The sequence below is a fragment of the Bradyrhizobium sp. B120 genome, assembly GCF_049075665.1.
Classification (GTDB): domain Bacteria; phylum Pseudomonadota; class Alphaproteobacteria; order Rhizobiales; family Xanthobacteraceae; genus Bradyrhizobium.
The window spans coordinates 5,209,767-5,228,129 of sequence record NZ_CP185242.1; the positions used below are offsets into that span (position 1 = coordinate 5,209,767).

19 protein-coding genes and 1 tRNA gene are annotated in these 18,363 nt (G+C 64.1%); 5 read left to right on the forward strand and 15 right to left on the reverse strand.

The genetic code is table 11. The features are described 5' to 3' along the window. Positions 1–403: 403 nt before the first annotated feature. The 9 genes from rplL to ACOIX3_RS24100 form a co-directional block, all read right to left on the reverse strand. Positions 404–781 carry a 50S ribosomal protein L7/L12 gene (gene rplL, locus ACOIX3_RS24060; protein ID WP_420964556.1) on the reverse strand — a complete coding sequence of 126 codons (378 nt, stop codon included), beginning with the start codon at positions 779–781 and terminating at the stop codon, positions 404–406. Positions 782–835: 54 nt separating this feature from the next. Beyond that, on the reverse strand, positions 836–1,354 hold the full coding sequence (rplJ, locus tag ACOIX3_RS24065; protein ID WP_223967656.1) for a 50S ribosomal protein L10: 519 nt from the start codon (positions 1,352–1,354) through the stop codon (positions 836–838). 579 nt (positions 1,355–1,933) lie between these two features. Continuing rightward, positions 1,934–2,887, reverse strand: a complete 954-nt coding sequence (locus ACOIX3_RS24070; RefSeq protein ID WP_420964557.1) for a 2-hydroxyacid dehydrogenase — start codon at positions 2,885–2,887, stop codon at positions 1,934–1,936. A 208-nt stretch (positions 2,888–3,095) separates the two neighbouring features. Further along, positions 3,096–3,788, reverse strand: a complete 693-nt coding sequence (rplA, locus tag ACOIX3_RS24075) for a 50S ribosomal protein L1 (RefSeq protein WP_029081784.1) — start codon at positions 3,786–3,788, stop codon at positions 3,096–3,098. Positions 3,789–3,794: 6 nt separating this feature from the next. Next, the gene (rplK, locus tag ACOIX3_RS24080) at positions 3,795–4,223 is read right to left on the reverse strand and encodes a 50S ribosomal protein L11 (protein ID WP_066499365.1); all 429 of its coding nucleotides are present in this window, start codon (positions 4,221–4,223) and stop codon (positions 3,795–3,797) included. A gap of 132 nt (positions 4,224–4,355) precedes the next feature. Further along, positions 4,356–4,889, reverse strand: coding sequence for a transcription termination/antitermination protein NusG (gene nusG / locus ACOIX3_RS24085; RefSeq protein ID WP_044538613.1), 534 nt, complete (start codon positions 4,887–4,889; stop codon positions 4,356–4,358). A 20-nt stretch (positions 4,890–4,909) separates the two neighbouring features. Continuing rightward, entirely contained in the window at positions 4,910–5,101 is a 192-nt protein-coding gene (gene secE / locus ACOIX3_RS24090; RefSeq protein ID WP_044538526.1) for a preprotein translocase subunit SecE, read from the reverse strand. A 328-nt stretch (positions 5,102–5,429) separates the two neighbouring features. After that, entirely contained in the window at positions 5,430–6,713 is a 1,284-nt protein-coding gene (locus ACOIX3_RS24095) for an ATP-binding protein (protein WP_420964558.1), read from the reverse strand. Between the two features lie 47 nt (positions 6,714–6,760). Beyond that, positions 6,761–7,507, reverse strand: a complete 747-nt coding sequence (locus ACOIX3_RS24100) for a response regulator (protein ID WP_420964559.1) — start codon at positions 7,505–7,507, stop codon at positions 6,761–6,763. 206 nt (positions 7,508–7,713) lie between these two features. On the opposite strand from ACOIX3_RS24100, the gene ACOIX3_RS24105 reads away from it, so the two are divergent. Then, the gene (locus ACOIX3_RS24105; protein WP_420964560.1) at positions 7,714–8,622 is read left to right on the forward strand and encodes a DUF3313 domain-containing protein; all 909 of its coding nucleotides are present in this window, start codon (positions 7,714–7,716) and stop codon (positions 8,620–8,622) included. Between the two features lie 5 nt (positions 8,623–8,627). Here ACOIX3_RS24105 and ACOIX3_RS24110 read toward each other — a convergent pair whose 3' ends face one another. Both ACOIX3_RS24110 and ACOIX3_RS24115 read right to left on the reverse strand, forming a co-directional pair. Next, positions 8,628–10,241 (reverse strand): acyl-CoA synthetase, encoded by a 1,614-nt coding sequence (locus ACOIX3_RS24110; protein WP_420964561.1) that lies wholly within the window; start codon positions 10,239–10,241, stop codon positions 8,628–8,630. Between the two features lie 51 nt (positions 10,242–10,292). Then, the gene (locus tag ACOIX3_RS24115; protein ID WP_420964562.1) at positions 10,293–11,057 is read right to left on the reverse strand and encodes a FadR/GntR family transcriptional regulator; all 765 of its coding nucleotides are present in this window, start codon (positions 11,055–11,057) and stop codon (positions 10,293–10,295) included. 186 nt (positions 11,058–11,243) lie between these two features. Here ACOIX3_RS24115 and ACOIX3_RS24120 point away from each other — a divergent pair, with 186 nt between their 5' ends. Further along, the gene (locus tag ACOIX3_RS24120) at positions 11,244–12,449 is read left to right on the forward strand and encodes an ABC transporter substrate-binding protein (protein WP_420964563.1); all 1,206 of its coding nucleotides are present in this window, start codon (positions 11,244–11,246) and stop codon (positions 12,447–12,449) included. 65 nt (positions 12,450–12,514) lie between these two features. On the opposite strand, the gene ACOIX3_RS24125 is transcribed toward ACOIX3_RS24120, so the two are convergent. Next, positions 12,515–12,590 (reverse strand) — tRNA-Trp (locus ACOIX3_RS24125). A 169-nt stretch (positions 12,591–12,759) separates the two neighbouring features. Between ACOIX3_RS24125 and ACOIX3_RS24130 the strand changes: the two genes are divergently transcribed. Then, positions 12,760–13,983, forward strand: coding sequence for a serine hydrolase domain-containing protein (locus ACOIX3_RS24130; protein WP_420964564.1), 1,224 nt, complete (start codon positions 12,760–12,762; stop codon positions 13,981–13,983). Positions 13,984–14,129: 146 nt separating this feature from the next. Here ACOIX3_RS24130 and ACOIX3_RS24135 read toward each other — a convergent pair whose 3' ends face one another. Both ACOIX3_RS24135 and ACOIX3_RS24140 read right to left on the reverse strand, forming a co-directional pair. Continuing rightward, positions 14,130–14,897 (reverse strand): SDR family NAD(P)-dependent oxidoreductase, encoded by a 768-nt coding sequence (locus ACOIX3_RS24135; RefSeq protein ID WP_092115009.1) that lies wholly within the window; start codon positions 14,895–14,897, stop codon positions 14,130–14,132. A gap of 75 nt (positions 14,898–14,972) precedes the next feature. Next, a complete protein-coding gene (locus ACOIX3_RS24140) occupies positions 14,973–15,680 on the reverse strand; it encodes a histidine phosphatase family protein (RefSeq protein WP_420964565.1) in 708 nt (235 codons plus the stop codon). Between the two features lie 153 nt (positions 15,681–15,833). On the opposite strand from ACOIX3_RS24140, the gene ACOIX3_RS24145 reads away from it, so the two are divergent. Next, positions 15,834–16,619 carry an SDR family NAD(P)-dependent oxidoreductase gene (locus ACOIX3_RS24145; RefSeq protein ID WP_229165650.1) on the forward strand — a complete coding sequence of 262 codons (786 nt, stop codon included), beginning with the start codon at positions 15,834–15,836 and terminating at the stop codon, positions 16,617–16,619. A gap of 306 nt (positions 16,620–16,925) precedes the next feature. Here ACOIX3_RS24145 and ACOIX3_RS24150 read toward each other — a convergent pair whose 3' ends face one another. Continuing rightward, complete coding sequence (locus tag ACOIX3_RS24150; RefSeq protein WP_420964566.1) at positions 16,926–17,276, reverse strand: NIPSNAP family protein; 351 nt, start codon at positions 17,274–17,276, stop codon at positions 16,926–16,928. 134 nt (positions 17,277–17,410) lie between these two features. Between ACOIX3_RS24150 and ACOIX3_RS24155 the strand changes: the two genes are divergently transcribed. Next, positions 17,411–18,307, forward strand: a complete 897-nt coding sequence (locus tag ACOIX3_RS24155; RefSeq protein WP_420964567.1) for a hypothetical protein — start codon at positions 17,411–17,413, stop codon at positions 18,305–18,307. The last annotated feature ends 56 nt before the right edge of the window (positions 18,308–18,363 follow it).

Here is an 18,363-nt window from a genome sequence, read left to right on the forward strand (position 1 = left end):
CCTTCCGGGAGCGACTGCCATCGGCCCCGGGTTGAATTTCGAATCGTCCCGAAGGAACGAAGCGTAAAGTCAGGAATTAAATCCCCGGCCCAGCCCCATCACCTCCAAAACGCAAAACGACGCGCGAGGCGCATCACTGCACCCGCTCGTCCAAACGCTTCGCTTTACGGACTGAAAAAGCCCGAAATCTGACTGTCTCCCAACGGCTTCCGCCGGGTGCCCTGCCGCCCCCGCCGCCTACCGTGTTTTTCCGCTGCCAACCCGATATGGGATGGCAATAAAGGAGATTCGAGGGTTAAGTCCACGGATCCCCACACTTTCTTGTGTCCGGCGCGCCACGCGACACCCTGTCGCACGCCGTTTGCAGGCCCGGGAGCGCCCTGCGGCGCTCCCGGATCGCGCATTACTTGAGCTCGACCTTGGCGCCAGCCTTCTCGAGCTGGGCCTTGATCTTCTCGGCTTCGTCCTTGTTGACGCCTTCCTTGACGGGCTTCGGAGCGCCTTCGACGAGGTCCTTGGCTTCCTTCAGGCCCAGGCCGGTGATGGCGCGGACTTCCTTGATGACTTCGATCTTCTTGTCGCCGGCAGCAGCCAGCACGACGCTGAATTCGGTCTTCTCTTCAACCGCAGCAGCGGCAGCGCCGCCGGCAGCCGGGCCGGCCACCGCAACGGCGGCAGCGGCGGAGACGCCCCACTTTTCTTCGAGGAGCTTGGCGAGTTCAGCCGCTTCGAGCACGGTGAGGCTCGAGAGGTCGTCGACGATTTTCTGCAAGTCAGCCATTGATCTGTTTCCTTAAACGTTTGGTTCGAACCAGGTTTTGAGATTAGCGAAGGGTCAGGCCGCTTCGCTCTTTGAGGCATGAGCCTGAATGACGCGTGCGAGCTTGGCCGCGGGCGCGTTCGAGAGCTGAGCGAGCTTGGTCGCCGGCGCCACGAGGAGGCCAACGATCTTGCCGCGCAGTTCGTCAAGCGACGGCAGTGAGGCAAGCGCCTTCACGCTGTCGACATTCAGGACGGTTTTACCCATCGAACCGCCAAGGATGACGAACTTTTCGTTCGCCTTGGCGAATTCGACGGCAACCTTTGGCGCCGCAACCGGATCGCTCGAAGTAGCGATCACAGTCGGCCCCTTCAGCAGGGAACCGATGGCAGCGACGTCAGTGCCTTCAAGAGCAATTTTGGCGAGACGGTTCTTCGAGACCTTCACCGACGCACCCGCCTGCTTCATCTGCATGCGCAGCTTCTGCATCTGGGCCACGGTGAGGCCGGAATAGTGAGCGACGATCGCAACGCTCGTGGCCTTGAAGGCCTCGTTGAGCTGTCCGACCGCCTCTTTTTTTGCCGCTCGTTCCACAGCAAGCTCTTTCCGGTTGGCGGCCTTTCCGCGAAGGCAGGACCGCCGGGTTGCACCCATCGTCCCGCCCTAAACCTGATCCGTTGGGTGCAAAGACCCTTCGGACATGCCGGGCAAGACGACATCTAGAAGCCTGCCCTCCCAGAGCCTTGCGGCCATGGGCTGTCGAGGTTCGAACCAAACCAGCCTCCCAGCCGCGAACAGGCCGCGACGTGGAGCACAAAATCCGGTCTTCACCCGTCTATGCAGGCCATGCGATTAAGCCGTTGAAAACACGAAGTTCTCGCGGGCGCCTGCAGTCTCGGACAGGATCGGGCTATCGGCCGAGGCCGAACGCCCTGCTCTCATTCCGTTGGAGGCGACGGGTTTCCTTCCTCTCGAGCATCCTTGCGGCATGCGGAAAGGAATGATCTCCTATCACCTCAGGTTTTCGGAATGCGAGCACGGACATGCCAGCAAGTGCCAGCACGCCCGGAAGCCGCTATGTAACCGGTCCCGCCCTGCTTGCCAAGAGCAAATTTCAGACCAGTTTCACATTGCGGCCGGGGAACCGGTTCCGAGGCAGGAACCGGTAGCCGCTCAGGCGCCCCTTACCTCATACGGCAGCGGCTTGCCGGCGAAGAACGCGTCGAGATTGGCGAGCACGCAGTCCTGCATCGCCACGTGCGATTCCAGGGTGTGGCCGCCGATATGCGGCGACAGCACGACGTTCGGCAGCGCCGTCAGTTCGTCCGGCGCGTGCGGCTCCCTCGTGAACACGTCGAGGCCGGCGCCGGCGATTGCGCCATCGGTCAGCGCCGCGACCAGCGCCTTCTGGTCGATCACGGAGCCGCGCGAGATATTGACCACGATCCCGCTGCTGCCGAGCCTGCGCAGGATGTCGGCGTTGACGGCGTGAACCGTGTCCGCGCCGGCGCGCACCGCGATCATCAGCACGCTGCACCAGTCGGCCAGCGCCTCGAGGCTCGGAAAGTGCTGATACGGCACGTCCTGCGGTGACCGGCTGAAATAGCCGACCTCGGTCTCGAACGCCGCGACCCGCGCCGCGATCTTGCGGCCGATCTCGCCGAGGCCATACACGCCGACCTTGCGGCCGCGCATGCCGGCCTGCGGCCGCATCATCGGCGACGGCTTGGCGCCGATCCAGTCGCCGCTGCGGACATAATTATCGACGACCGGCAGCCGGCGGACCGCCGCCAGCATCAGCGTCACCGCGATGTCGGCAACCGATGCGGCATTGGCGCCGGGGCTGTGGCCGACCGCAATGCCGCGCTTGGCGGCGGCGGCAAGATCGATGCCCTCATAGCCGGTGCCGTAGCAGATGATGGCGCCAAGCTTCGGCAGCAGATCCATCGCCTCGCCGCCAAGTGCCGTGCCGCCTGATGTGATCATCGCCCGGATCTCGCCGAGCTCCGCTGCCGGAAACATCTCGGTCGGCGGCTTGCCCGCGGCATTCAGCAGCTCGTAGCGCTCGCCGAAGCGCACCAGTTCGTTTCTCGGAAAGCGCGAATAGACCAGGACCTTATCGGGCATTGTTGTTTCCTGCGAGCGGCTTCACCTGGAGCCTTTTCCGTTCCGATAGAATCGGAACGAGGCTTTGGATTCTTGTCCTGAGATTCTCGTCCTGGCGCGGTTTCTTCACGAGAGTTCGTAGCCACTTCGCGCGAAAACGCTCCGGCAAAACAAAGGGCGGAACCGGTTGCCCGATCCCGCCCTGTCTAACTCGTCACGGCCACAGACCTCAGCCGAGGATCGTGCCCGGCTCGACCTTCACGCCCGGGCCCATGGTGGAGGAAACCGCCACGCGCTGGATGTAGGTGCCCTTGGAACCCGCCGGCTTCGCCTTGGAGACCGCATCCGCGAGCGCCTTGACGTTCTCGACCAGCTTGTCCTCGGAGAACGAGGCCTTGCCGATGCCGGCCTGCACGATGCCGGCCTTCTCGACGCGGAACTCGACCGAGCCGCCCTTGGCGCCCTTCACGGCGTTGGTGACGTCCATGGTCACGGTGCCGATCTTCGGGTTCGGCATCATGCCGCGCGGACCGAGCACCTTACCGAGGCGGCCGACCAGCGGCATCATGTCGGGGGTAGCGATACAACGATCGAAGTCGATCGCACCGCCCTGCACCTTCTCGACCAGATCTTCGGCACCGACGACGTCGGCACCGGCGGCCTTGGCTTCCTCAGCCTTGGCGCCGCGCGCGAACACGCCGACGCGCAGCGTACGGCCGGTTCCGTTCGGCAGGTTGACGACGCCGCGGACCATCTGGTCGGCGTGGCGCGGGTCGACGCCGAGATTGATCGCGATCTCGATCGTCTCGTCGAACTTCGACTTGGCGCGCTCCTTGACCATCTTGATGGCGTCCGCGAGCGGATAGAGCTTTTCGCGATCGACACCCTCGCGGGCCTTCTTCAAACGCTTTCCGATTGCCATGGCCCGTTACCCCGCAACTTCCAGACCCATCGAACGGGCAGAGCCCTCGACCATCTTCATGGCCGATTCGATGGTGTCGCAATTCAAGTCCTTCATCTTCTTCTCGGCGATCTCGCGCACCTGCGCCTTGGTCACCTGGCCGGCCTTGTCGCGGCCCGGCGCCTTCGAGCCGGACTGGATCTTGGCAGCCTGCTTGAGGAAGAACGACATCGGGGGCGTCTTCATCTCGAAGGTGAACGAACGATCGGCGTAGATCGTGATCACCACCGGGATTGGGGTATTCTTCTCTTCCTTCTGGGTCTGCGCGTTGAACGCCTTGCAGAACTCCATGATGTTGAGACCGCGCTGACCAAGCGCGGGGCCGATCGGGGGCGAAGGATTCGCCGCACCGGCCGGGACCTGAAGCTTCAGGTATCCGGTCACTTTCTTTGCCATTTATCACTCCTGTTGTGCCGGACGGTGCCGGCGGTTTCAGGTTCCGTGGTTCGGTCGAAGGGGCTGGCGACCGCCTCCTCCCTCCCACGGCCTCTCACTTGACGCAGGGCGCATATACCCCACGCCGTCCGGTCAGACCACCTTTTCGACCTGACCGAATTCCAGTTCCACGGGGGTCGCGCGGCCGAAGATCGACACCGCGACCTTCACGCGCGAGCGCGCCTCGTCGATTTCTTCCACCACGCCGGAGAACGAGGCGAACGGGCCATCGGCCACGCGCACGTTCTCGCCGATTTCGAACGACACCGACGCCTTGGGACGCTCCACGCCCTCCTGCACCTGGTGCAGGATCCGCATCGCCTCGGATTCCGAGATCGGCATCGGCTTGTTTTCAGCGCCGAGGAAGCCGGTCACCTTCGGGGTGTTCTTGATCAGATGGAACGCCTCGTCGGTCAGCTTCATCTTCACCAGCACATAGCCCGGGAAGAACTTGCGCTCGGCATCGATCTTGCGGCCACGGCGCACCTCGGTGACCTTCTCGGTCGGCACCAGCACCTGCTCGAACAGCTCTTCCAGCCCGCGCTGCTTGGCCTGCTCGCGAATCGATTCCGCGACCTTCTTCTCGAAGTTCGAATAGGCGTGAACGATGTACCAGCGCTTGTCCATCAATTGAGTTCCCATGCTCATCAGTGGATGCCCAGTACCAGGGTGATGAGGTAGCGGATGACCTGGTCCGCGGCGAAGAAGAAGATCGAGGCCAGCGCCACCATCACGAACACCATGATGGTGGTGATGGTCGTCTCGCGGCGCGTCGGCCAGGTGACCTTGTTGGTCTCCGAGCGCACTTCCTGCAGGAATTTGAACGGGCTGAAAGCCATCGTGAGATCCGCGTCCGTCTCCGGACGATTTGCAACGTTTCAAGGAATCCGAACAGCCGACCTTGCGGACCCAGCCCTCGTTTGGAAGGTTGAGCCGATAAACGAGCTCGAATGTTCGGGGAATTAGGCCGCGCCGGATATCCGCGATCAAAGCGGGCCGGCTGCGAGTGTCGGGTATCTACTGCGAGACCGGCCAAAGGTCAAGGTCGGCGGGGTCGCGCCCCGCCCCGGCCCCGCCCCCGGCGGATCGGAACGGGGCCTCTCGAATCAAGCACTTAGCCGGCGCCCGGCGGTATCCCCGCTTGCTACCGAGATAACCGTCGCTCGTCTAGGCCAGGGCGGGCTTCGGCGGCAGCAGCATCGATACAAGCAATCCACTCGGCTCCCGCAGCCTCAGTGCGATGCTGCCGCCATGACGTTTGACAATATCCTGGGCGATCGACAGCCCTAGCCCGAAGCCGCCTTCCTGTCGTGCGTTGTCAGCCTTGAAGAAGGGCTCGAACACCCAGTCGTGCAGCATCGGCGGGATGCCGGGACCATCGTCGGCCACCTCGATCTCGACGTGGTCGGCCTCCGTAAGGCGGAGCGTCACCACGACCAAGCTGCCGTGCTTGACCGCGTTCTCCACGACATTGGTGACGGCCCGCGACAGCGCACGGGGCCGGCAGACATAGGGCAGTCGCGCCGGCCCGGAATAGGACACCGCGTGGCCCGTGTCGGTGAAGTCCGAGCAGATCGTCTGCAGAAAGCTCGGCAGGTCGATGCACGACGGCGCCTCCGAGCGCGCATCGTCGCGAAGATACTCCAGCGTCTCGTTGATCATGCGCGTCATCTTGGCGATATCGCCCAGCATCGCTGTGCGCAGTGCATCTTCGCGTACCCGCTCGGAGCGCAACCTGAGTCGCGTCAGCGGCGTCCGTAGGTCATGGCTGATGGCGGCCAGCATCCGGGTGCGGTCGTCGAGCAGCGCAGCGATACGGGTGCGCATGTCGTTCAGTGCGTCGGCAACCTGGGCGATTTCGAGCGGGCCGCGCCGGTGCAGCACCTCGGGAGCCCGCGGCGAGCGGCCGAACGACGTCGCGGCGCTTGCCAATTCCGCCAGCGGTGCGATCATCCAACGCACCGCATAGACCGACAGCAACAGCATCGAGATCAACACGATAGTCGCCATCACGGCCGCCGGACGAAGCAGAAAGGACCAAAAGCCGCCGGCGGTCGCGACGTCGGCCATCAGCGCGTGGCCGTCGTCGAGTTTCACGATCACCTGTGACGCCGAGCCTGCCGGATGACGCAATTCCTCCAGCAACTCAATTCCAGGCTCGGCCGCCAGTTGCCGAAACGCCCGCATGGACGGCCGCATCTCTCCGATCGTCCGGGGCACGAGTTCGCTCAACGCGACGCGCCTGACATCGAGACCGCCGCGCCTCGCCGCGGCCAGCAGCCCGTCCGCTTCGGTTGGCGTGGTCGTGGAGCGCAGGAGCTGTGCGACCTCCGCGACCCGCCCCGCAAGAAACTTCTGGGTGTCATTGACCGAGGGAGAATCGAACAGAAAAATGACGCCTGCCGCCGCGAGCGTGATGCCGATCAGTTCCGACAGCGCGACCAGGCTCATGATCTGCGCAGCGATGCTGCGCGGCACCAACCGCTGCGCCCATCGCATCAGATCTGCTCGACCGCTGGCGTGAAGAGGTAGCCGCCGAGCCGCACCGTCTTGATCATCGAGCGGTCCTTGGGATCCGGCTCGATCTTCTGCCTGATGCGGCTGATATGGACGTCGACGCTGCGCTCGACCGATGCGATCAAACCGCCGAAGGCCTGCTCGATCAGTTGTTCGCGTGACAGCACCTGGCCGGGATTGCGGCAGAACGCCAGCAGCAGATCGAACTCGGCCCCGGTCAGCGTGATGCGCACGCCGGCCGGGTCATGCAGTTCGCGCGTGGTGGGGTTGATGCGCCATCCGGCAAAGGTCAAAGGACGCGGCCGGGAGCGCGACGCGGCGCCGCTTTCGACACGACGCAACAATGCGCGGATGCGGGCCATCAGCTCGCGCGAATTGAACGGCTTGGTGACATAGTCGTCGGCGCCGAGCTCGAGGCCGAGGATGCGGTCGATATCCTCGCCCCGCGCCGTCAGCATGATGATGGGAATCGAGGACGACATGCGCAGGCGCCGGCAGACGCTCAGTCCATCCTCCCCCGGCAGCATCACATCGAGCACGATGAGATCGAAGCTCTCCTGCTTGAGCAGTGCGTCCATCTCCATGGCCGAACCGACCAGCACTGGTCGGAAGCCGTTGTCCTGCAGCACCTCGGCCAGCATGCGCGCGATATCGGCATCGTCCTCGACGCAGAGAATGCGCGCGTTGGTGACGGGCAAAGTCACGAAGTCATATTCCAGGATTTGCATCACGGCATTTTAGAGGCGTCTGCCGCAGATGCGCAGCCACGCAAATATTGCGTTTTGTTAAGCCTGCGCGGCCAAATGTGGCTCAAATAGGTCGCGCGATTTCGCGGTCTATAACTGACTTAATATCTCTTAATCCCGGCCTCGGCGGCCCCGCCCTATCGTGACACGCGATCGTTGCTGGGGTGAGCGGTCGTTCGAGGGGTGACATGAAAATCAAGTTTCGACCGGACTCTGCTGCGAACGCGCAGGGCACGGACCGGGTTTGGCTCGATCGCCGGTACGATCGGTCATCCGCGCTCGCCGGAGCCGCCGTCGCGGTCGCGTTGTTGTCGGGCTGCGCCAGCGCGCCGATGACCAGAGGCGGATCACTGGCGTCCTACGACAAGCTGACGCCATCCGACGGGCTGCTGGCGAAATCGCTGGTTCACGTCAACAAGGACGAGGTGCTCGCCGCGAAGACGGTACGGATCATGCCGACGACCTTCGCGCCCCCGGCCTCGCCGACGCTGTCGCAAGAGCAGAGGCGCCTCGTCGCCAACGTGATCGACCGTTCGCTCTGCGTCGGCCTCAGCGATCGGCTCGAAGTCGTTGCTCCCGATCAGCCAGCCGATCTGACCGTGCACGCGCTCGTCACCCAGGCGGCGCCCACCGACGAAGTCGCCGCGGGCGCCTCCACGGTGATCGGCTTTCTGCCGACGGCACTCAGCGCCAACGTGCCCGTGCCGATACCGCGGCTGCCGGTCGGTCTCGGCAGCCTGACCGTCGAAGCCGAGGTGCGCGATACGGCCAGCCGTCAGCAAGCGGCGATGGTCTGGGCCCGCGGCGCAAATTCATTCACCAACACGCCGAGGGCTTCGAGCGCCGCTGACGCCTACGATCTTGCGTCCTCCTTCAGCGACGATTTCAGCAAGCTCGTCGTCACCGGCGCTACGCCGTTCGGAAAGGTGCCGGAGCTGCCGTCATTCGACAAGATCGGCGCCTCGCTCGGCGGCAAGCCGAAATATGCGGTCTGCGAGGCGTTCGGCCGCAACCCCGGCTTGATCGGCATGGCTGCCGGAAAGCTTGGCTTGCCGCCGGAATGGTCCGACAAGGCGCCGGCAACAGCCGGCCAATAGCCGGCCTAGCCGGCAAAGCTCTTCTGGACCGCCTGGTCCAGCGTGCTGCCGCCGACATAGCGCTGGCGCAGTTCGCGCTTCAGCAGCTTGCCACTCGGGTTCTTCGGCAGGGCATCCACGAAGATGACCCGCTTCGGCACCTTGAAATGGGCCATCGACGCCGCGCAGTGCTTGATCACGGCCTCGGCGTCGAGGCTTTCGCCCGCCTTGGCCACCACGATCGCGGTCACCGCCTCGATCCATCGCGGATCGGGCAGCCCGACCACCGCGACCTCCGACACCGCAGGCAGCCGGTAGATCATCTCCTCGACCTCGCGGCTTGCGACATTCTCGCCGCCGCTCTTGATCATGTCCTTCACGCGATCGACGACCGTGATGTAGCCGTCGGCATCGACGGTCGCGAGATCGCCGGAATGAAACCAACCGCCGGCAAACGCCGCCGCGGTCTTGACCGGATCGTTGTGGTAGCCGGACAACAGATGCGGCGAGCGGTGCACGATCTCGCCGACCTCGCCCACTTCGACGTCGGTCATGTCCGGCCTGACCACCCGCGTCTCGACATTGATCGCGGGCTTGCCGGCCGATCCCGCCTTCGGCAGCTGGTCCGCCGGCGCCAGCACGGTCGCGAGCGGCGCGATCTCGGTCTGGCCGTAGAAATTCCAGAATTTTACGTCGGGCAGCCGCCGCTGCAATTCGAGCAGCACCTCGACCGGCATGATCGAGGCGCCGTAATAGCCCTTGCGCAGGGACGACAGATCGGTGCGGTCGAACGCCGGGGAACGCAGCATCGCGATCCAGATCGTCGGCGGCGCGAAGAACGCATTGATCTTGTGGGCCGCGATCAGCGCCAGGACGTTGTCGGGCACCGGCTTGCCGGTAATGAGACTGGTGGCGCCGAGATAGATCGCGGGCCCCAGGAAGACGTCGAGCTGCGCGCAATGATACAGCGGCAGCGCGTGCAGCACGATGTCGTCGGTCGCCATGCCGCCGTCGATGATGCAGCTGACATACTGCCACATCACGGCTTCATGGGTGAGGATCGCGCCCTTCGGCAGCGACTCGGTGCCGCTGGTGTAGATGATCTGCGCGGGATCGCGGCTGTCGACCGCGGCATCCGGCGCCGAGGCATCGCTGTGCAGCAGGCTGTCGAACGTCGTGATGCCCTCAGGCGCGGCGGCGGGATCCTCGCCCGGCAGCCAGATCAGGGTTTCGACCGCCGAGCCCTTGGCGGCGGCCGCGTGCGCGGTCTCTACGAAGTCTGGGCCGACCGCCAGCAGCTTTGCGCCGGAATTGGCGAGGATGAAATTGATCTCGTCGGGATTGAGCATGAAGTTGATCGGCACCAGGATCGCGCCGATCCGCGCCACCGCGAAGCGCAGCGCGGCAAAGCCATGCGAGTTGCGCGACAGCACCGCGACGCGGTCGCCCTTCGCAATGCCAAGCGCGAGCAAGCCGCGTCCGAGCCGATTGCAGATCGCGTCCATCTCCACAAAGCTCCAGCTCACCTCGCCGCAGATCAGCGCGGTCTTGCTGGGGTAACGCTTGGCGGAGCGGCGCAACAGATCGCCGATGCTGTGCTCGCGGGCGCGCTGGATGGTTGCTGCGATGTCTCCGCTCATATGTCCCTCCCGAATGTGCTTTTTGTCGTTGTCGTCTTCGCCGCGCCGTCCCTATTGCCGGGCGGCGTAGGCGTGTTCCATGTAGGTGTGCTCGACCGAGCGATCGAGCGAGGCGATCTTCTCGAAGCCGCGCCGCCAATCCTGCAGGTGCCGCCGCGTCCACAGCACGCCGGCCTCCTTGTCGCGCCCCTTGATCGCATCGAGGATGTGGCGATGCGCCTCGACCAGGCGCGCACCGCCCTCCGGCACGCGGCCGACGATCATCTCGGTGGTCGGAAAGAACAGCTGCGCGGCGGGCTCGCGGGCAAGCTGCAGCACGCGGTTCTGCGAGGCCTTGGCCATCAGCACATGGAATTCCGCATCGAGCTCGGCGAGATCGGCGGGATTGCCGACCACGGCCGCACTGCGCTCGAGATTGCCGGCGAGTTCGGCGATGTTCGCCTCGGTCGCGCGCTCCACCGCGCCCTCGACGCTCGCGACCTCCAGCGTCATCGAGGTCTCGAACAATTCGCGGAACGTCACCTCGTGCAGGATCAGGGCGCGGGACAGCCGCGTGGCGAGCTTGTTGTAGCGCGGCAGGCAGGCCTGCAAGCGGCGGCTGGAATCGCGGCGGATCAGCCCGCCCTCCTCGAGCACGCGAATGCCTTCGCGCACCGTCGAGCGGTTGACGCCGAACTGCGCCACGAGCTGCTGCTCGGTGCCGATCGGCTCGCCCGGCTTGATCCGGCCGTTGATGATCTCGCGTTCGATCGCGTCCGCGACCTTCTGATAGGCCGGCGCGACGTCGATGCGTCGAAACAGCGGCGTGGCGGGCATCTTCAACTCCCCGGGGCTCCCGATTGTCGTTTGTCGGACAAAGCATAAGCCAAGCCATTTGTAGCGTCAAACCAGCTATATTTGGCCGAATTGTCGCACCTGGTTGGGCTAGAATTGACAGCGGAACCGGCCAAATCTAGCTTTGTCGGACAAACCGATAAGAACACCCTGGGGAGGTCCATCACCATGAAATCCATCGTCACGAGTCTGTCCGCGGTCGGCCTGATTGCTGCCGCGCTGGCGGGCCCCGCGCTCGCGCAGCAGACGCCGCTCAAGATCGGCGTGCTGACCGATTTCCAGTCGGTCTATTCCGACATCGGCGGCGCCGGGAATGTCGAGGCCACCAAGATGGCGATCGAGGAGTTCGGCGGCTCGATGTTCGGCAAGCCGATCGAGCTCGTCACGGCTGACGCCCTCAACAAGGCCGACGTCGCCGCCACCATCACCCGCAAATGGTACGAGGCCGAGAATGTCGACATGATCATCGACATGCCGACCTCGGCGACCGCGCTCGCCGGCATGGAGATGTCGAAGCAGTTCGAGAAGATCATGATCGTGACGGATGCGGCGAGCTCCGACATCACCGGCAAGTCCTGCTCGCCCTACACGCTGCACTGGACCTACGACACCTACGCCAACGCCCACACCGTCGGCAGCGCGATCGTGAAGAACGGCGGCGACAGCTGGTTCTTCATCACCGCCGACTACGTCTTCGGCCATTCGATCGAGCGCGACACCGGCGATGTGGTCCGCGCCGCCGGCGGCAAGGTGCTCGGCAGCGCGCGGCATCCGCTCAACACGCCGGACTTCTCGTCCTTCCTGCTGCAGGCGCAATCGTCGAAGGCGAAGATCGTCGGTCTCGCCAATGGCGGCGGCGACACCATCAATGCCATCAAGCAGGCCGCCGAATTCGGCATCGTCGCGGGCGGGCAGAATCTGGCTGGGATCGTGATGTTCATCTCGGACATCCACAGCCTCGGGCTGAAGCTCGCGCAGGGCCTGATCATCACCGAGGCCTATTACTGGGATCTCAACGACCGTACCCGCGCCTTCGGCAAGCGCTTCTTCGAGCGCATGAAGCGGATGCCGACGATGAACCAGGCCGCGACCTACAGCGCCACCCTGCACTACCTCAACGCGGTGAAGGCCGCCGGCACCAAGGAGACCAAGCCGGTGCTGGCGAAGATGCGCGCGACCCCGGTCCGCGACGCCTTCACCGACAATGGCGTGGTCCGCGAGGACGGCCGCATGGTGCACTCGATGTTCCTGTTCGAGGTCAAGAAACCTGAGGAATCGAAGGCGCCGTGGGATTACTACAAGGTGCTCGCCGAGGTGCCCGGCGACCAGGCGTTCCGGCCGCTGAAGGACGGCGGCTGCCCGCTCATCAAGTGAGCGAATACAAATCATGGCCGGGGTCCAGGACCTCGGCCAACACGTTCAAATGATTAGGGAAAAGCTGGCAGGAGTGGCAGGGCTCGAACCTGCGACCCCCGGTTTTGGAGACCGGTGCTCTACCAATTGAGCTACACTCCTGCAGGGAACCTGCGTCGCCGCCGGTTCGCGCCGTTTCAAGCACAGGGCATGGCCGGTTTGCAAGGGCGAAGCGGTGAAGCTTCTGTTCATTGCAAAACTTCTGCGCCAGACTTCGGCCATCACTCCACGTCGGCGCTCCGCCGCAAGAATCAAGAACCCGGGAGAGACCATGAACGCCCAGACCGCCACCAAGCACGCCGCCAGCCAAACCACCCCGTCCCTCCCCCTCGCCAAACCCGAATCGATCGGACTGTCGAGCGCACGGCTTCAGGCGCTGTCCGACACCTTCAAGCGCGAGGTCGACAAGGGAACCGCGCCCGGCTTCACGGTGCTGGTGGCGCGGCGCGGCCAGATCGGCTGGTTCGACGCCATCGGCCGGCAAAGCCCGGCGGCCTCTGCGCCGATGACGCATGACACGATCTTCCGCATCTTCTCGATGACCAAGCCGATCGTCTCGGTCGGCATCATGATGCTGCTGGAGGACGGCCACTTCCTGCTCAACGACCCCGTCGCGAAATTCATCCCCGAATTCGCCGAGACCAAGGTCGGCGTCGAGCACAACGGCAAGCTCGAGCTGGTCCCGGTGCAGCGGCAGATGACGATCCAGGACCTGCTGCGCCACACCTCCGGCCTGACCTATGACCACACCGGCAACGGCCCGGTGCAGCAGCTCTACCAGCAGTCACGGCTGCGCAGCCGCAAGATCACCAATGCCGAGCACGCCACCATGCTCGCCGGCATGCCGCTGATCTGCCAGCCCGGCGCCGAGTGGAACTACAGCCGCTCCACCGACATCCTCGGTCGCATCATCGAGGTAGTCAGCGGCAAGCCGCTCGGCGAATTCCTCACCGAGCGCATCCTCTCGCCGCTGCAGATGAACGAGACCGCCTTCCACACACCGGAAGCCAATGCCGGCCGGCTCGCCGAGGCGTTTGCCAACGATCCCTGGACCAACGAGAAGGTGCAGCTGTTCAACATGCTGGAGAAGCCGGCGATGGAATCCGGCGGCGGCGGTCTGGTGTCGACCACGATGGACTATGCCCGCTTCGCGCAGATGCTGCTGGGTGGCGGCGCGCTCGACGGCACCAGGATCATCGGCCGCAAGACGCTCGAATTCATGGCCTCCGATCACCTCGGCGCCAGCGTCAAGGTCCAGGGCACGCTGGTGTCGCCCGGCCACAGCTTCGGCCTCGGCTTCGCGGTGCGCATGCAGCAGGGCATCGCGCCGTTCTCCGGCTCGGTCGGCCAATACTTCTGGAGCGGCATGGCCGGCACGTTCTTCTGGATCGATCCGAGCGAAGACCTGATCGCGGTCTTCATGATGCAGGGTCCGGGCCAGCGCGAATATACCCGCTCGCTGGTACGCAACGGCGTGTACGCGGCGGTTGAATAAGTCTCGTGCCCCGGATGCAACGCAGCGCGCGAGCGGTGCGTTGTTGAGCCGGGGCCTACCTCGATCCAATCGTGCACGTCCTCATGGGTCCCGGCGCTGCGGAGCGGCACTTCGCGCCGCACCGCGTCCGGGACACGAGATCGGCCTCAGCTGATCGTCGCGCCGCCGTCGATCACGATGGTCTGGCCGGTGAGGAAGTCGCCGGCGCGCGAGCCCATCAACACGGCGGCGCCCGCGATCTCGTCGGGCACGCCGATCCGCAGCAGCGGCGAGCGCGCGGTCGAGGCCTTCAGCGTGTCCGGATTGTCCCACAGCGCCTTGGCGAAGTCGGTCTTGATCAGGCCCGGCGCGATGCAGTTCACGCGGATATTGTGCTTGCCATATTCGCAGGCGAGGTTGCGCGCGAGCTGCATGTCGGCGGCCTTGGAGATCGCGTAGGCGCCGAGCACAGTCGAGCCCTTGAGGCCGCCGATCGAGGACACGATGATGATGGAGCCGTCCTTGCGCTCGATCATCTGCGGCACCACCATCGAGATCAGCCAGTTGTTGGCGACGATGTTGTTGTCGAGGATCTTGCGGAACTGATCGTCGGAGATGCCGGCAAGCGGACCGTAATACGGGTTCGACGCCGCGTTGCAGACCAGCACGTCGATCTTGCCGAAGGCGCGATTGCTCTCGTCGACCAGGTTCTGCAGGTTTTCCTTCGACGAGATGTTGGCGGCGATCGCAACCGCGGTGCCCTTGCCGAACTTGCCGTTGATGTCGCCCGCGACCTGCTCGCAGACGTCGGCCTTGCGCGAGGAGATCACGACCTTGGCGCCGTGCTCGGCCATGCGCTCGGCAATGGCCAGCCCGATGCCGCGCGTCGAACCGGTGATGACGGCGACTTTTCCCTTCATGTCGAACAAGGTCATGTTTCTCTCCCTGATGTAAGGCGTTTGAATTCTGTGTTCAGCTTAGGCAGCGTTCCGGCGTTGCGATAGCAGCAATCACGCAAGCTTGCTCGCCGGCCGGACTTCAGGTCCGGACGGCTGATGCATCGCGGCGTGGCGGGGATCGGCGATCCAGGGCTGCTGGTTCACCATCGGCAGCCGCCAGGTCGACAGGCCGATGCCCGCGATGTGATCGAGCCGCGTCACCGAGACATTGTCGATGTCGAAGGACAGGCCCCGGTCGGGCTGGCCGCCGAGCGCGAGACCGACCGCAGCCCGGATCACGCCGCCATGGCCGACCGCGATGATGTTCTTGCCCGGCTCCGCAGCCGTGATCCGCACGATCGTGCGGCAAACCCGCGTGTAGAGATCCATGAAGCTCTCGCCGCCGGGCGCGGGCTCGTTGACGTCGGCAAACCAGCTTCTGGCGGGGGGCTGGCTCGCGAGCAGCGCGGCGCGGTTCATGCCCTGCCACTGGCCGAGATGCTGCTCGGCGAAGTCGCGTTCCTGCGTCATATTGGCCGGCTTCGGAAAGCCGGCGGCCCAGATCGCTTCAGCGGTCTTGTGCGTGCGCTTCAGATTGCTCGAATACCAGACCGCATCGCGCGGCAGCATCTTGGCGACCGCCTCGAACACTTCGACGTCGCCGGTGTCGCAGTCGATGTCCTCTTGTCCGTAGATGTTGCCGCCGTCGCTGCGCACCGGTGCGTGGCGAACCCACCACCACCGCGTCACCGTCACGTTGGGCTTGTCTGGATTGGACATCGGATGGGCCCTTCAATAGTGTCCCCCGTCGCTGTACGTCACGCCGCACATCGTCTCAAGTGCTTCGGACGTTTGAAATTTTGTTTGAATTCCGTCGCGCGGCAGACGCGCCAAGGATCACTCGAACTAACCATGTAAACAGGGAGAAAAACCATGGGCCGCCTCGAAGGCAAATCCGTCATCATCACCGGCGCTGGAAGCGGCATCGGCCGCGCCGCTTCGCTGCTGTTCACCAAGGAAGGCGCCAAGCTGATCGCGGTCGATCGCACCGATGGTGTCAACGAGACCGCCAAGCTGGTGCGCGATGCCGGCGGCACGGTCGAAGCCGTCACTGCGGACGCCGGCTCGGAGAGCGACGTGAAGGCCTTCATCGAGAAGGCGGTTTCGAAATACGGCAAGCTCGATGCGATCTGGGCCAATGCCGGCGTCAGCGGCGGCCTCGTGCCGCTCGCCGACCAGACCCCGGAACATTGGCAGGAAGTGCTGCGCGTCAATCTGATCGGGCCGTTCCTCGCGATCAAGCATTCGATTCCGCACATGACCAAGCAGGGCTCCGGCTCGATCGTCTGCACCGCCTCCGTCGCGGGCCTGAAGTCCGGCGCCAGCGGACATCCCTACGGCGCAAGCAAGGCCGGCGTCATCAGCCTGGTTCAGACCACCGCCTACTCGCTCTCCGGCACCGGCGTGCGCATCAACGCGGTCTGCCCGGGCCTGATCGAGACCGGCATGACCAAGCCGGTATTCGATCGCGCCAAGGAGCGCGGGACCCAGGACAAGATCGGCCAGCTCAATCCGTTGAAGCGCCCCGGTCAGCCGCACGAACTCGCCGCGATGGGATTGTTCCTGGCAAGCGACGAGGCGTCTTACGTCAACGGCCAGGCCATCCCGGTCGACGGCGGCCTCACCGCGTCGATGCCGTATACGGGCAAGCCGATTTAACAACGGCATTCTCCGTTCGCGGCGCCGCGTGTTCGTATGACGCAACCGCGGCGCCACACCCACAACCGTCGTCCCTGCCTAGTGCGCAATTGCGCACGGGAGCAGGGACCCATAACCACAGAGTTGCGTTGCCGGACGCACTGTGGCTGCAGCTTCGCAAACCAATTGGCATTCGTGGTTATGGGTCCCGGGTCGCGCTACGCTGCCCGGGACGACATCGAATTTGTGGTTCGCTGCGCGCCAGCGCCCCCGTTTGCACCCGCGCTTCTCGCGACATGATTTGTCGGAGCGTTGCGCTACTGCACGTTACCCCGGCAACAAGCTCCGCTCCCTCGCCGGCGAATAGTCTACCTGAGCCAGCAGCCGATCCTCGATCTGCCCGACCATCGGGCCGTGCTCGGCAAGGGTGACCCGCTTGATCTCGCTCCATTCGGCGTCGCTCATGAATGCTGCCCATTGCGCCGTCTTGGTCGCCTCGTCGGGCCATTCGAGCAGGTACACGAACTCGGTGCGGTCACCGATTTTCGTTTCCCACATGCTGGCGAATTTGAACCCGTAGCGCTCCGTCATGATCCGCGCCGCGTGATCGCGGAACCGGGCGTGAAACGCGGCCTTGTTGTTCTCGAAGATCTCGTAGATGCGCAGCTGCTGGATCATGGCCATCTCCCCGCCTGACCAGCAGATGGGGGCGCGAATTTGGTTAGCAAGCTTGCCACCGGAAGTGACCCATCGCAATCTGCGCCAGCGTCGAGCATTGATCGAACGATTCCGTCACCCCGACCGAGCGTGCAATGAGCCTTGCCAACGACCCGCCTCAGCTCCCCTATCCGAAGCTGCCATTCTCGAGCACCGTTCGCCTTTCATATTCGAGTTACTTCCGGAACCTCGCCGATCTCCTGCGCGTCGCCTGGCCGGCGCTGCTGCTCGTCACGGCGGTCACTAGTATGACCAAGTGGCAACAAGGGCCAGAGGTGTTTCAAGACATTATTGCACCTCCATCTTTCTGGGCGGTGTCAACATGGCTGAAAGCGCTTGTTCTGATCGATACCACCCTGACGATCGTCGTGGCAGCAAGCATCGCCGTCACATGGCACCGGATGATCATCCTGAAGGAACCTCCCCGCTGGATCGGACGCAACGTGGCAACGATTAACTTCTGGCGCTACGTCGTCGTCAGCCTCGTTCTTGGTGCATTTGTGCTTGTGCCGGTCATGTGGAGCCTTCTGCCTATCGGATACATCCTACCCGCGTCGCTGATTGCAAACATGAATATCCACTCCGAGGGCACCTTTCTCGCGCTGACGCTGGGATTGCTTGCGGCGTACTGTGTGTCGGCCGTCATCATTGCTCGGCTTTGTCTTCTGCTCCCGGCTAGCGCAGTCGATCGAGGCAAATGGCCGATACGAGAAGCATGGGAACGGACAAGAGGAAACGTCTGGCGGCTGTTCTGGGGGTTGGTGTTCGCCACCCTCCCGCTCCACCTGGCCGCCAGATTCACGTTCGACAGGCTGATCGGCTCTGCCGTTTTCGCAAGGGAGGAAAATCTGGCCGCTGACTTCATGTTGACTATGATTGGCTCCGACGTCCTCGTGGCAATCGTCGATCTGCTGATCCTTCCGATCAGCATCGGATTCCTGTCGTACGCCTACCAGCACTTCTTCGAGCATCGGATCGCGCAACCGACCTAGGTCCGCACCATGCTTGCCCAACTGCATAGGGCGACCTAGGTGTTATAATCGTCGAC